The following is a 13,102-nucleotide window of genomic DNA, read 5'->3' as shown; positions in this document are numbered from 1 at the left end:
CACGATAATAATTATTGTGAGGCGTTATTCTTGTGGTGTTTTTTTACAGGAATGAAAATATCAAAAACATAATAATCGAGAGCAACATCGGTTTCGTTATAATATTTTTCATAGCACGGAAGGTCACCCTTCATTAATCCTCGGGCCTTTATCCAGGCAAAAGCGATCTCCCATGCTGCATCCAGGCGCTCGCCGAAAACGGCGAACTTACATACCGCGTAGCTGCCGCCGGCAATCGTCTGTACGGCAACGCCTCTGCCCGGCCTCTCTCCTTCGCTGAGCTCAATACAGACGTCGGTGCGGCAGCGCGATCCAAGCGTGACTTCAGGCGCATCCCAGTAGATGCAGACCATACCGGCCGGCTGTCGCGGCGTCCCGCAAGGGAATGAGGCCGCCAGATCGTGATGCGTCAGCCAGCAGGTCTCTTTCCCATAGGGGCCAAATCGTCGCATATAGGCGACCCGCCGCGCCGGTAGCGAAAGCACGCCCGCCGCTAAGAAGTCAGGATCGGCCCGTACGACCTTCATCGCTTCGGTTTGAGAATAGGCGCTTTTTTCGCCCGTAACGTTTCCTGGCTTGCTTTTCACGCTGGCAGCATGCAGACGTCGGTACTCGCCGGGCGATACGGAAAAATGCTGGCGGAACGCCTTAGCAAAGTTTTGTGAGCTGGAGAATCCGACCCGCAGCGCTAAGCCGGTAATATCGCGTCGCGGAGATTCGATCAGCCACATCGCCGCCTTCTCCATCCGCAGACGGCGGGTGAACCCGGCGATAGTTTCACCCACTTCGGCCTTGAAAATACGATGGAAATGAAAGCTGGATAGCGCAACGGCGCTGGCGATTTCCTCGAGCGTCGGGTTAAAGCACAGATTCTGGCTGATGTAGTCTATCGCTTTAAATACCTGCGCGCGGTAATCCTGAGGCATGGTTCAATTATCTTCTGCATCGCGTTAATTCGTTGCTGTAATTTACGGACTGAGTCGCAGCCGGGGAATATATAAAAAGAGAAGGTGTGAAGCGGGTAAAAAAAATCCGGGGAGCTGAGTTCTCAGCACCACCGGATTTTTAATTGACTCACGAGCGGCTGAAGCACATCGCTTCAGCAAGGTGGCCTTATTATTCTACGGTCACCGATTTTGCGAGGTTACGCGGCTGGTCAACGTCGGTGCCTTTAATCAGCGCCACGTGATAGGCCAGCAGCTGCAGCGGCACGGTGTAGAAGATTGGCGCGATCGCCTCTTCAACATGCGGCATCTGGATGATGTGCATATTGTCGCTGCTGCTAAAGCCAGCATCACCGTCGGCAAAGACGTACAGCTGACCACCGCGGGCGCGAACTTCTTCAATGTTGGATTTGAGCTTCTCCAGCAGTTCGTTGTTCGGTGCGACCACAATAACCGGCATCTCGGCGTCAATCAGGGCCAGAGGACCGTGCTTCAGCTCGCCGGCCGCGTAGGCTTCCGCGTGGATATAAGAGATCTCTTTCAGCTTCAGCGCCCCTTCAAGGGCAATAGGGTACTGATCGCCACGGCCGAGGAACAGCGCGTGGTGCTTATCAGAGAAGCTTTCCGCCAGCGCTTCAATACGCTTGTCCTGCGACAGCATCTGTTCGATTCGGCTCGGTAACGCCTGCAGACCGTGCACGATATCGTGCTCAATCGCCGCATCCTGGCCCTTCAGACGCGCCAGCTTCGCCACCAGCATCAGCAGCACGGTCAGCTGAGTGGTGAAGGCTTTGGTGGAAGCCACGCCGATTTCGGTGCCCGCTTTGGTCATCAGCGACAGATCGGACTCGCGAACCAGCGACGAGCCCGGGACGTTGCAAATCGCCAGGGAGCCAAGATATCCCAGCTCTTTCGACAGGCGCAGCGCGGCCAGCGTATCCGCCGTCTCGCCGGACTGGGAGAGCGTGATCATCAGGCTGTTGCGGCGTACTGCCGATTTGCGATAGCGGAATTCAGAGGCGATTTCGACATCGCACGGCACGCCGGCCAGCGCTTCAAACCAGTAGCGAGAAACCATCCCGGAGTTATACGAAGTCCCGCAGGCGACAATCTGAATATGCTCAACCTGAGACAGCATCTCGTTGGCGTTAACGCCCAGTTCGCTCAGATCGACTTCTCCGTGGCTAATGCGCCCGGAGAGAGTGTTCTTGATGGCGTTCGGCTGCTCGTAGATCTCTTTTTGCATGTAGTGGCGGTAGATCCCCTTATCGCCCGCGTCGTACTGCAGGTTGGATTCGATATCCGGGCGTTTAACCTCCGCGCCTGACTTATCAAACACCACCACCGAGCGGCGGGAAACTTCCGCGATATCACCCTCTTCGAGGAAGATAAAGCGGCGGGTCACCGGCAGCAGCGCCAGCTGATCGGAGGCGATGAAGTTCTCCCCCATACCCAGACCGATAACCAGCGGGCTGCCTGAACGAGCGGCCAGCAGGGTGCCCGGATCGCGGGTATCCATGATCACGGTACCGTAAGCGCCGCGCAGCTGTGGGATAGTGCGCAGAACGGCTTCCCGCAGGGTGCCGCCTTGCTCCAGCTCCCAGTGCACCAGGTGTGCAATCACTTCCGTATCAGTCTCTGATACAAAAATATAGCCGCGCGACTGCAGCAGCTCGCGCAGCGGTTCATGGTTTTCGATGATTCCGTTGTGGACCACCACAATATGTTCAGAAACATGCGGATGCGCATTGCTCTCGGACGGCTCGCCGTGGGTCGCCCAGCGGGTATGGGCAATCCCCGTACCGCCGTGCAACGGCTGCTCTTCTACCGCCTGAGCCAGCATCTGTACCTTACCGAGCCGACGAACGCGGGACATATGTCCTTCGTTATCAACCACTGCCAGACCGGCAGAGTCATAGCCACGGTATTCCAGACGACGTAAACCTTCGATAAGGATTTCAGCAATATCACGCTGCGCGACTGCGCCAACAATTCCACACATAGTTAAATTTCCTGATAATGGCGTTATGCCATGCGTTGTCGCTGACCTGTATTTTACCCAACGCATTTGCCGTTGGGTAATGCCCTTTTCGGGCGCCCCGAGCCTTGTAGAGAGTGGGGCTATTTTTATGGTTACTGCCGTGGGGGGAGGATTATTTTATCCTCTCACCCCGGCCTCATCCCAAAAGGACGAGGGATAAATGACCTACTTTTTCTTCACCGGACGCTGCCAGCCCTGCTTATGGACCTGCGGCACGCGGCTTAATACTAATTCATTATCAGCGATATCGCGGGTTACCGTCGTACCGGCGGCAATCGTCACGCCGTTGCCTACGGTTACGGGCGCCACCAGCTGGCTGTCCGAGCCGACAAACACGTCGTTGCCGATGATGGTTTTAAATTTATTGGCGCCGTCATAGTTACAGGTGATGGTCCCTGCACCGATATTGACGTTATCGCCGATTTCCGCATCGCCAAGGTAGGAGAGGTGCCCCGCCTTCGAGCCTTTACCCAGCCGCGCTTTCTTCATTTCGACAAAGTTGCCGACGTGCGCGCCTTCCAGCAGCTCCGCACCCGGACGCAGACGAGCAAAAGGTCCGATAGTGCAGGCAGCCTGCAGGTGGGCATCTTCCACCACCGAGTACGGGCTGATTTCGCAGTCATCGCCGATGGTGCTGTTTTTAATCACGCAGCCGGTGCCAATTTTCACCCGTTCGCCCAGCACCACGTTGCCCTCAAGGATAACGTTAGTATCAATCTCAACGTCGCGCCCGTGCGTCAGGGTGCCGCGCAGATCAAAACGAGCCGGATCGCGCAGCATCACGCCCGCCAGCAGCAGTTTTTCTGCCTGTTCAGACTGATAGACGCGCTCGAGGCGGGAGAGCTGCAGGCGGTTGTTGACGCCTTCAACTTCGCTTAAACGCTGCGGATGGACGGCAACGATTTCCCGGCCTTCCTGATACGCCATGGCGATGATATCGGTAATGTAGTATTCGCCCTGGACGTTGTTATTCGTCAGCTTCGCCAGCCAGCGTTTTAAATCCGCGCCGCCGGCGATCAGGATCCCGGTGTTGATTTCCTGAATTTGACGCTGCGCTTCGCTGGCATCTTTATGCTCAACGATACCGCTTACCCGGCCGTTATCACGGGTGATGCGTCCATAGCCGCTCGGATCGTCCAGCTTCACCGTCAGCAGGCCAATTCCGCCCTGCGGTTTGGCGGCGCGCAGGCGCTGCAGGGTATCGACGGAGATCAGCGGGACGTCGCCGTACAGCATCATGATGTCTTCATCATCGGCAAAGAAAGGTGCCGCCTGCTGCATCGCATGGCCGGTTCCCAGCTGTTCTGCCTGCAGAACCCAGTTAAGGTTGTCTTCATGCAGCGTTTGACGCAGCAGATCGCCGCCGTGCCCATACACAAGGTGTACGGAAGAGGCGCCTAAATCTTTAGTAGCATCAATGACATGCTGAACCATTGGCTTCCCAGCCAGGGCGTGCAGCACCTTGGGAAGATCGGAATACATGCGGGTCCCTTTGCCTGCGGCAAGGACAACCACGCTCATCGCACTGTTTGACATACGCATCCTGACAGCTGTTAGAACGAAAAGTAAAAGCCTTTCACGTTGAAATTACTACATATTTTTCATCATGAAACGAGACGAGGATAAAACGCTCAGGCTCAACGCTATACACCATTTTATGGCGCTATTTTTAGTCACTGCAAATCAGTTTATCTCCGAAAAAACCCGATAAGAGAGATGAATATTTGCTATCCCTCTGCTTTTGCTGTTTTTTCGACGCCTGAATAAAGCGAAAACATAAAATTAAAACATGGTTTTATTATTCATTTATTGTGACACGACAAATAGAAACGCCGTTTCATTCCCCCGATAATGCTGCTCATTATTTACTCTGGAGGAAAAAATGAATAAAAAAATCCCTTTGGCATTAGCCCTTTGTAGCTCAATTATCGCATTGCCGCTGCACGCTGGCGAGGCTCATGTCTGGCGAGGTATCGCTTTTGGTCAATCAACCGACGTTAATTTCTCCTCCAACGTACTGCCGGAAAAAATCGGGGTGAATGACGTTACGATAGCAGGTAAAAAGCTGACGCCCCAGGATACAGCCGATCTCAGCGCTCCCGTCACCATTGAGAGCCGGGGAGGCAAGATCGCGAATTCGCATGACGGCCTGACCTTCTTTTATACCATGCTGCCGGTTAGCCAAAACTTTATCCTGCAGGCGACGGTCACGGTGGATCAGTTTGGCCCGGAGAACGGCGCCCGTCCGGCAGCGCAGGAAGGCGCCGGGCTGCTGGTGCGTGATGTTATCGGTCTGCCGCGCCAGCAGCCTTTAAAGGTGGGCTATGAAGAGTTTCCGGCAGCATCGAATATGCTCATGAACGCGATCGTGACCCAGGATAAGAAAGATCATACGCATATAAAACTGCAGGCGATCGGCCGGGAAGGGATTTCCCAGCCCTGGGGCAATGCCGGTTCTTCTATTACCAGGCAGAGCTACAAAGAGAATATCGATCTCCAGCAAACACCTACCTTTCAGCTCAAGCTGGAACGCACTAACGACGGTTTCATCACCTCATGGGCACCGACGGGCAGCAGCGAATGGGTAAGCAAGAAGGTTCCCCGCAGCGACACGATCGCCCAGCAGGATAAAGACCATTACTACGTCGGCTTTTTCGCCTCGCGTAATGCCAAAATCACCATCAGCAACGCCTCGCTGACGACTTCAGCAGCCAGGACGCAGGCTTCTGCGCCCTATATCGCGAAAGCCTGGCCGGTTGTGATGCAGATTGCCTCTGGCACCCAAAGCCAGAGCGCGGAGTATATTCTGCAGGCGCGGGCTAACTATGACGGGCGCTTCACCGTCCGCCAGGACGAAGTCATCATCGGCAAGGACATCGCCGTCAAAGCCGGGGAGATGTTTACGCAACCCGCCACGCTCAAAGACAAGAACATCTTCGAGGTGCTGTTTACGCCGGCCACCAGCGGCAAGCCGGTGACGCAAACGCTGACGGTTGAACGCAGCGTCGGCGTCGAAGGGCATACCCTCTACGTTTCTGCGCAAGGGCAGGCGAACGCCAGCGGAACGGCTGACGATCCGCTCACTCTCTCCCGCGGCGTGGAACTACTGCCGGCTGGCGGCACGCTTATCTTAGCCGCCGGAGACTATCCGCAAACGCCGATCCCGCTCAGCGCCAGCGGGCTCAAAGGGCAACCTAAGACGCTGCGGGCCGACGGAAAGGCGGTTATTCACGGCCTGCAGCTCGACGCCAGCTACTGGCATATCAAGGGGATCTCCGTCACCGATAAAAGCCTGCGCGTGCAGGGCAGCCATAATCTGATTGAGAACGTCACCGCTTATCGCAACGACGATACCGGGATTCAAATTTCCTCTCCACCGGACGTGGGACGCCCGCTGTGGGCCAGCTACAACCGGGTGGTCAACTCCGAATCGTTCAGCAATGAAGATCCGGGCAAGATCAACGCCGATGGGTTTGCGGTAAAAATGCGGGTCGGTGAGGGAAACCGGCTCGAAGGCTGCTACTCCTACGATAATATCGACGACGGATTTGACCTGTTCAACAAGATTGAAGATGGTGCCAACGGCGTTGTGACGATTGAGAACTCAATTGCCCGTAATAACACCAGCAATGGTTTTAAGCTGGGCGGGGAAGGGCAGCCGGTGGCGCATGAGGTGCGCAACAGCATTGCGATAGGTAATCACCTGGACGGTTTTACGGATAACTTCAACCCCGGCAGGCTGGTGGTGGTCAACAACGTGGCGGTGGATAATCAGCGCTTTAACTACATCTTCCGCGCCAGCCCGTACGGTAAACCCGAGACTCAGGGCTCGTTTAGCGACAATATCTCCCTGCGCAGCCGGCCGGGAAAATACGATGATGCCGTGGTCGGTAATATCGACGACAGCAACTATTTTATCCACGACGGTAAGAGCATCAACGCCGAGGGAAAGAGCATTAAGAGCGACGACTATCAAACGCTGGCGCTGCCGGATCCGCTGCTGCGTCATGCGGATGGCCGTTTCAATATCGGTAATTTCCTCAGCCGCAGCCAGCCTCGTTCCTGATACTGGCCCTAAAATACAAAGGTCGCCCGCGGGCGACCTTTTACTTTCTTTCCTGCTTCACACCGCATGTGTTGTCGTTTTAGTTAGCGGTACAGCGCAAATGCAGGCCGGAGAGTGGCTTCTTAGTTATTGAAGGTCCCGAAGGTCACGTTCATAGTGCTGAAGAAGGCGATGATTTTATTGAGCAGTTTCATGATGACTTCCTGAATAGAGAGACGTTTTGATAAATTATTTTTTGTGATGCACATCACAAAAAGAAGTCTACACCTCATTTTTTGAGCGATCAACAAAAACGCGATCATCATCACAAAATTTTTAAAATGTCTTTTTAGTTTTGAAATTACTGAAACGAAACCATAAAAAAGCCAGCCTGGAAACCAGACTGGCCTTTTAACTTTCAAGCCGGTGTTACATCGCTTTTTTGGTCAATTCGATAACGCGCAGTTTGGCGATCGCTTTGGCCAGTTCCGCAGACGCCTGAGCGTAATCTACGTCGCCGTGAGAGCTGTTAATGTGCTCTTCCGCTTTACGCTTCGATTCCAGGGCTCGTGCTTCGTCGAGATCCTGGCCACGAATTGCCGTATCAGCCAGTACGGTCACGCTGCCAGGCTGCACTTCAAGAATGCCGCCGGACAGATAGATAAACTCTTCATGACCGTGCTGTTTAACGATGCGAATCATACCAGGCTTAATGGCGGTGAGCAGCGGTGCGTGACCCGGGAAAATACCCAGCTCACCTTCACTACCCGTTACCTGGATTTTCTCGACCAGACCAGAGAACATTTGCTTCTCTGCGCTGACGACGTCCAGGTGGTAAGTCATTGCCATATCACCCTCCGATTAAGGCGTTAAAGTTTTTTGGCTTTTTCCACGGCTTCGTCGATGGAACCAACCATGTAGAACGCCTGCTCCGGCAGGTGATCGTATTCGCCTTCCATGATGCCTTTAAAGCCACGGATGGTGTCTTTCAGGGAGACGTATTTGCCCGGAGAACCGGTAAATACTTCTGCCACGAAGAACGGCTGGGACAGGAAGCGCTGGATCTTACGCGCGCGAGCTACCACCAGTTTATCTTCTTCAGACAGCTCATCCATACCGAGGATGGCGATGATGTCTTTCAGTTCCTGATAACGTTGCAGCAGAGACTGTACGCCACGCGCGGTGTCGTAGTGTTCCTGACCAACAACCAGCGGATCCAGCTGACGGCTGGTGGAGTCCAGCGGGTCAACGGCCGGGTAGATACCCAGAGACGCGATCTGACGGCTCAGTACCACGGTTGCATCTAAGTGAGCAAAGGTGGTTGCTGGGGATGGGTCAGTCAAGTCATCCGCAGGGACGTATACCGCCTGCACGGAAGTGATAGAACCGGTTTTGGTGGAGGTGATACGTTCCTGCAGAACGCCCATCTCTTCCGCCAGAGTCGGCTGATAACCTACCGCTGAAGGCATACGACCCAGCAGCGCGGATACTTCTGTACCGGCCAGGGTATAACGATAGATGTTATCGACGAACAGCAGTACGTCACGACCTTCGTCACGGAATTTCTCAGCCATGGTCAGACCGGTCAGCGCAACGCGCAGACGGTTTCCCGGCGGCTCGTTCATCTGGCCGTAAACCAGGGATACTTTATCCAGAACGTTGGAGTCAGTCATCTCGTGGTAGAAGTCGTTACCCTCACGAGTACGTTCACCTACGCCCGCAAACACAGAGTAACCGGAGTGCTCGATCGCGATGTTACGGATCAGCTCCATCATGTTTACGGTTTTACCAACGCCCGCACCACCGAACAGACCGACTTTACCGCCCTTAGCGAACGGACACATCAGGTCGATTACTTTGATACCGGTTTCCAGCAGTTCCTGAGAGCTTGACAGCTCTTCGTAGGAAGGTGCTGCGCGGTGGATAGCCCAACGGTCTTCTTCACCGATGTCGCCTTTCATATCGATCGGCTGACCCAGCACGTTCATGATACGACCCAGCGTTGCTTTACCAACCGGGACTTCGATCGGGTGCTCGAGGTCTTTAACTTCCAGACCACGACGCAGACCGTCAGAAGAACCCATGGCGATAGCACGTACGATACCACCGCCGAGCTGCTGCTGAACTTCCAGCACCAGACTCTCGTTACCATTTTGTACCTCAAGAGCATCGTACACGCGCGGTACGGCATCCTGAGGGAATTCGACGTCAACCACGGCGCCGATTACCTGGACAATTTTTCCAGTAGCCATCTTGAATCCTCTACGAATTAACCTGGTTATACCGCGGATGCACCACCGACGATTTCGGTGAGTTCCTGAGTAATGCTGGCCTGACGAGCTTTGTTGTATACCAACTGCAGCTCTTTAATCAGGCTGCCGCCATTATCGGTAGCGGCTTTCATCGCCACCATACGTGCGGCCTGCTCGCTGGCCAGGTTTTCTACCACGCCCTGATAAACCTGAGACTCAACGTAGCGACGCAGGAGGGTATCCAGCAGCGCTTTTGGGTCTGGCTCATACAGGTAATCCCAGGATTTACGCTTCAGATCAGCATCGTCTGACGCCGGTAACGGCAGCAGCTGAGTAATGGTCGGAGCCTGAGACATGGTATTAATAAATTTGTTGCTGACAACGTACAGCTTGTCCAGACGGCCTTCATCATAGGCCTGCAACATCACTTTTACCGGACCGATCAGTTCGGACAGGGACGGGTTATCACCCATGCCGGTCACCTGAGCGACAATATTGCCGCCCACGGAATTAAAGAAAGAAACGCCTTTAGAGCCGATCATTGCGATATCGCACTGAACGCCTTTATCGGACCAGACTTTCATATCCGCCAGCAGTTTTTTGAACAGGTTAATGTTCAAGCCACCGCACAGACCACGGTCGGTCGACACCACCAGGTAGCCTACGCGCTTAACGTCGCGTTCTTCCAGGTAAGGGTGCTTATATTCCAGATTACCGTTCGCAAGGTGACCAATCACTTTGCGCATGGTCTCTGCATAAGGACGGCTGGCCGCCATGCGATCCTGCGATTTACGCATTTTGGAAGCGGCGACCATTTCCATCGCTTTAGTGATCTTCTGCGTGTTCTGGACGCTTGCGATCTTACTACGTATCTCTTTTGCGCCGGCCATGAACTTCTCCTCAATGCCGTGCGGCTTGCCCTAAGACAAGCCGCCAGACTTTACCAGGACTGGGTTGCTTTGAAGGAGTCGAGGATGCCTTTCAGCTTGCCTTCGATCTCGTCGTTATAGCCACCGGTCTGGTTAATCTCTTGCATCAGCGGAGCGTGGTCACGGTCAACGTAAGCCAGCAGAGCGGCTTCGAAGCTACCGATTTTCGCCAGTTCCACATCTTCGAGGTAACCGCGTTCCGCAGCAAACAGAACCAGGCCCTGCTGTGCTACAGACATCGGAGCATACTGTTTCTGTTTCAGCAGCTCGGTTACTTTCTGACCATGGCTCAGCTGTTTACGGGTTGCTTCATCCAGATCGGATGCGAACTGAGAGAACGCAGCCAGTTCACGATACTGTGCCAGAGCGGTACGAATACCACCGGACAGTTTCTTGATGATCTTGGTCTGAGCAGCACCACCAACACGGGATACGGAGATACCCGGGTTGACCGCCGGACGAATACCGGAGTTAAACAGGTTGGTTTCCAGGAAGATCTGACCATCGGTAATGGAAATTACGTTAGTCGGAACGAATGCGGAAACGTCACCAGCCTGAGTTTCGATAATCGGCAGCGCGGTCAGGGAACCTGTTTTACCTTTCACTTCACCTTTGGTGAAGTTCTCAACGTATTCAGCGTTAACGCGGGATGCGCGCTCCAGCAGACGGGAGTGGAGGTAGAACACGTCGCCTGGGAATGCTTCACGTCCTGGCGGACGGCGGAGCAGCAGGGACACCTGACGGTAAGCAACGGCCTGTTTAGACAGGTCATCGTATACGATCAGCGCATCTTCGCCGCGGTCGCGGAAGTATTCGCCCATTGCGCAACCGGCATACGGAGCCAGGTACTGCAGCGCAGCGGATTCAGAAGCGGTCGCCACAACAACGATGGTGTTGGACAGCGCGCCGTGTTCTTCCAGTTTACGTACCACGTTAGAGATGGTGGACGCTTTCTGGCCGATAGCCACGTAGACGCACTTAATGCCGGAATCACGCTGGTTGATGATCGCATCGATTGCCATCGCGGTTTTACCGGTCTGACGGTCACCGATGATCAGCTCACGCTGGCCACGGCCGATTGGGATCATTGCATCGACGGATTTATAACCGGTCTGTACCGGCTGGTCGACGGACTGACGTTCGATTACGCCCGGTGCGATAACTTCGATTGGCGAGAAGCCATCGTGTTCAACCGGACCTTTACCGTCAATTGGTGCACCCAGGGTGTTCACCACGCGGCCCAGCAGGCCACGACCGACAGGAACTTCCAGGATACGGCCAGTACACTTAACCTTCATGCCTTCGGCAAGGTCAGCATACGGACCCATCACTACCGCACCTACGGAGTCGCGCTCCAGGTTCAGGGCGATAGCGAAACGGTTACCCGGCAGAGAGATCATCTCACCCTGCATACAATCGGCCAGGCCGTGGATGCGGATAACACCGTCACTGACGGAAACGATAGTACCTTCGTTGTGAGCCTCGCTCACAACATTGAACTGAGCAATGCGCTGCTTGATCAGTTCGCTGATTTCGGTGGAATTCAGTTGCATGCTCCAGTCCCCTTAAGACTGCAAGACGTCTGCAAGGCGATCAAGACGGCCGCGTACGCTGCCATCAATGACCATATCACCCGCACGGATGATAACACCTGCCAGTACAGACTTATCGATTTTGCAATTCAGCTTAACTTTGCGTGACAAACGTTTTTCCATCGCGTCGGCAATCTTCGCGAGCTGTTCTTCACTCAGTTGGGTGGCAGAAATAACATCTACCTCTGCGGTTGCCTCACTGGCAGCGCGCAGGTGAATGAACTGCTCAAGAACATCCGGGAGCACCTTCAGACGACCGTTTTCAGCCATAACCCGAATCAGGTTCTGGCCGCTGTCGTCCAGCTGCTCGCCGCAGATCGCGATGAACGCTTCAGAGAGCGTTTCCGGCGCCAGAGCACCGGACAGAAGCTCTGCCATTTGTTCGTTTTTAGTCACTTCAGCGGCAAACGCCAGCATATCCTGCCAGCGCTCAACACCTTTGTGTTCAACGGCAAAGTCAAAAGCTGCTTTGGCGTAGGGGCGAGCTACCGTTACAAATTCAGACATCAGCCCCTCCCTCCTTACAGTTCAGCGACAAGTTTATCCACGATGTCGCTGTTAGCAGCTTCATCCACGGAACGTTCGATGATCTTCTCGGCGCCAGCAACAGCCAGGATTGCGACCTGCTTACGCAGCTCCTCACGCGCACGTTTACGTTCGGCATCAATTTCAGCCTGCGCCTGTGCGACGATTTTGGTGCGTTCCTGTTCTGCTTCAGCTTTAGTTTCATCCAGAATCTGAGCGCGACGCTTGTTTGCCTGCTCGATGATTACCTGGGCTTCCGCTTTCGCTTTTTTCAGCTGGTCGGTCGCGTTGGCCTGTGCAAGGTCCAAATCCTTCTTAGCGCGTTCTGCAGAAGCTAAGCCGTCAGAAATCTCTTTCTGCCGCTTTTCGATGGCAGCCATTAAAGGCGGCCATACGTACTTCATGCAGAACCATACGAAAAGAACAAACGCGATGGCCTGGCCGAGGATTGTTGCGTTCATGTTCACAGCACAATACCTCTTAAATTAACTCTGTGGCTTAGGTTTCTTACGTACAACTTACTACGCGACAGCAAACATCACGTACAGACCCAGACCTACAGCGATCATCGGGATAGCATCCACCAGACCCATAACGATAAAGAACTGAGTACGCAGCAGAGGAATCAGATCCGGTTGACGCGCTGCGCCTTCCAGGAATTTGCCCCCGAGGATGCCGATACCGATCGCAGCACCGATCGCCGCCAGACCCATCATCACAGCGGCAGCCATGTACAGCAGATCCATATTCAGGTTTTCCATGACAGTCTCCAGT

The 13,102-nt window shown here is 54.3% G+C and carries 11 protein-coding genes; 1 reads left to right on the top strand and 10 read right to left on the bottom strand.

The window, feature by feature from the left end:
* Positions 1 to 11 precede the first annotated feature (11 nt).
* From RTE01_RS21625 to glmU, 3 genes are all read right to left on the bottom strand, one after another.
* Positions 12 to 926 carry an AraC family transcriptional regulator gene (locus tag RTE01_RS21625; protein ID WP_041143349.1) on the bottom strand — a complete coding sequence of 305 codons (915 nt, stop codon included), beginning with the start codon at positions 924 to 926 and terminating at the stop codon, positions 12 to 14.
* A 190-nt stretch (positions 927 to 1,116) separates the two neighbouring features.
* Positions 1,117 to 2,946, bottom strand: a complete 1,830-nt coding sequence (glmS, locus tag RTE01_RS21620; RefSeq protein ID WP_041143350.1) for a glutamine--fructose-6-phosphate transaminase (isomerizing) — start codon at positions 2,944 to 2,946, stop codon at positions 1,117 to 1,119.
* A gap of 204 nt (positions 2,947 to 3,150) precedes the next feature.
* Positions 3,151 to 4,521 carry a bifunctional UDP-N-acetylglucosamine diphosphorylase/glucosamine-1-phosphate N-acetyltransferase GlmU gene (glmU, locus tag RTE01_RS21615; protein ID WP_041143351.1) on the bottom strand — a complete coding sequence of 457 codons (1,371 nt, stop codon included), beginning with the start codon at positions 4,519 to 4,521 and terminating at the stop codon, positions 3,151 to 3,153.
* Positions 4,522 to 4,867: 346 nt separating this feature from the next.
* Between glmU and RTE01_RS21610 the strand changes: the two genes are divergently transcribed.
* Positions 4,868 to 7,051, top strand: coding sequence for a right-handed parallel beta-helix repeat-containing protein (locus RTE01_RS21610; RefSeq protein ID WP_141335349.1), 2,184 nt, complete (start codon positions 4,868 to 4,870; stop codon positions 7,049 to 7,051).
* 408 nt (positions 7,052 to 7,459) lie between these two features.
* Here the strand turns inward: RTE01_RS21610 and RTE01_RS21605 are convergent, their stop codons facing one another.
* From RTE01_RS21605 to atpE, 7 genes are read right to left on the bottom strand one after another with little or no spacing between them, the layout of a single operon-like run.
* A complete protein-coding gene (locus RTE01_RS21605) occupies positions 7,460 to 7,879 on the bottom strand; it encodes a F0F1 ATP synthase subunit epsilon (protein WP_041143353.1) in 420 nt (139 codons plus the stop codon).
* Between the two features lie 20 nt (positions 7,880 to 7,899).
* Entirely contained in the window at positions 7,900 to 9,282 is a 1,383-nt protein-coding gene (gene atpD, locus RTE01_RS21600) for a F0F1 ATP synthase subunit beta (protein WP_041143354.1), read from the bottom strand.
* 26 nt (positions 9,283 to 9,308) lie between these two features.
* On the bottom strand, positions 9,309 to 10,172 hold the full coding sequence (atpG, locus tag RTE01_RS21595; RefSeq protein ID WP_041143355.1) for a F0F1 ATP synthase subunit gamma: 864 nt from the start codon (positions 10,170 to 10,172) through the stop codon (positions 9,309 to 9,311).
* A gap of 50 nt (positions 10,173 to 10,222) precedes the next feature.
* Positions 10,223 to 11,764: a F0F1 ATP synthase subunit alpha gene (gene atpA / locus RTE01_RS21590; protein ID WP_041143356.1), complete on the bottom strand. Its 1,542-nt coding sequence runs from the start codon at positions 11,762 to 11,764 to the stop codon at positions 10,223 to 10,225.
* Positions 11,765 to 11,776: 12 nt separating this feature from the next.
* The gene (atpH, locus tag RTE01_RS21585; RefSeq protein WP_041143357.1) at positions 11,777 to 12,310 is read right to left on the bottom strand and encodes a F0F1 ATP synthase subunit delta; all 534 of its coding nucleotides are present in this window, start codon (positions 12,308 to 12,310) and stop codon (positions 11,777 to 11,779) included.
* A gap of 14 nt (positions 12,311 to 12,324) precedes the next feature.
* A complete protein-coding gene (gene atpF / locus RTE01_RS21580) occupies positions 12,325 to 12,795 on the bottom strand; it encodes a F0F1 ATP synthase subunit B (protein ID WP_041143358.1) in 471 nt (156 codons plus the stop codon).
* Positions 12,796 to 12,849: 54 nt separating this feature from the next.
* Entirely contained in the window at positions 12,850 to 13,089 is a 240-nt protein-coding gene (gene atpE, locus RTE01_RS21575; protein WP_000429386.1) for a F0F1 ATP synthase subunit C, read from the bottom strand.
* Positions 13,090 to 13,102 lie beyond the last annotated feature (13 nt).

Source organism: Klebsiella terrigena (assembly GCF_006539725.1).
Lineage (GTDB): Bacteria > Pseudomonadota > Gammaproteobacteria > Enterobacterales > Enterobacteriaceae > Klebsiella > Klebsiella terrigena.
This window is presented reverse-complemented; position numbering and strand designations above follow the sequence as displayed.

Excerpts from the sequence above, each read along its gene's own strand:
- RTE01_RS21625 (WP_041143349.1), bottom strand. The coding sequence starts at position 926 with ATGCCTCAGGATTACCGCGCGCAGGTATTTAAAGCGATAGACTACATC.
- glmS (WP_041143350.1), bottom strand. The coding sequence starts at position 2,946 with ATGTGTGGAATTGTTGGCGCAGTCGCGCAGCGTGATATTGCTGAAATC.
- glmU (WP_041143351.1), bottom strand. The coding sequence starts at position 4,521 with ATGTCAAACAGTGCGATGAGCGTGGTTGTCCTTGCCGCAGGCAAAGGG.
- RTE01_RS21610 (WP_141335349.1), top strand. The coding sequence starts at position 4,868 with ATGAATAAAAAAATCCCTTTGGCATTAGCCCTTTGTAGCTCAATTATC.
- RTE01_RS21605 (WP_041143353.1), bottom strand. The coding sequence starts at position 7,879 with ATGGCAATGACTTACCACCTGGACGTCGTCAGCGCAGAGAAGCAAATG.
- atpD (WP_041143354.1), bottom strand. The coding sequence starts at position 9,282 with ATGGCTACTGGAAAAATTGTCCAGGTAATCGGCGCCGTGGTTGACGTC.
- atpG (WP_041143355.1), bottom strand. The coding sequence starts at position 10,172 with ATGGCCGGCGCAAAAGAGATACGTAGTAAGATCGCAAGCGTCCAGAAC.
- atpA (WP_041143356.1), bottom strand. The coding sequence starts at position 11,764 with ATGCAACTGAATTCCACCGAAATCAGCGAACTGATCAAGCAGCGCATT.
- atpH (WP_041143357.1), bottom strand. The coding sequence starts at position 12,310 with ATGTCTGAATTTGTAACGGTAGCTCGCCCCTACGCCAAAGCAGCTTTT.
- atpE (WP_000429386.1), bottom strand. The coding sequence starts at position 13,089 with ATGGAAAACCTGAATATGGATCTGCTGTACATGGCTGCCGCTGTGATG.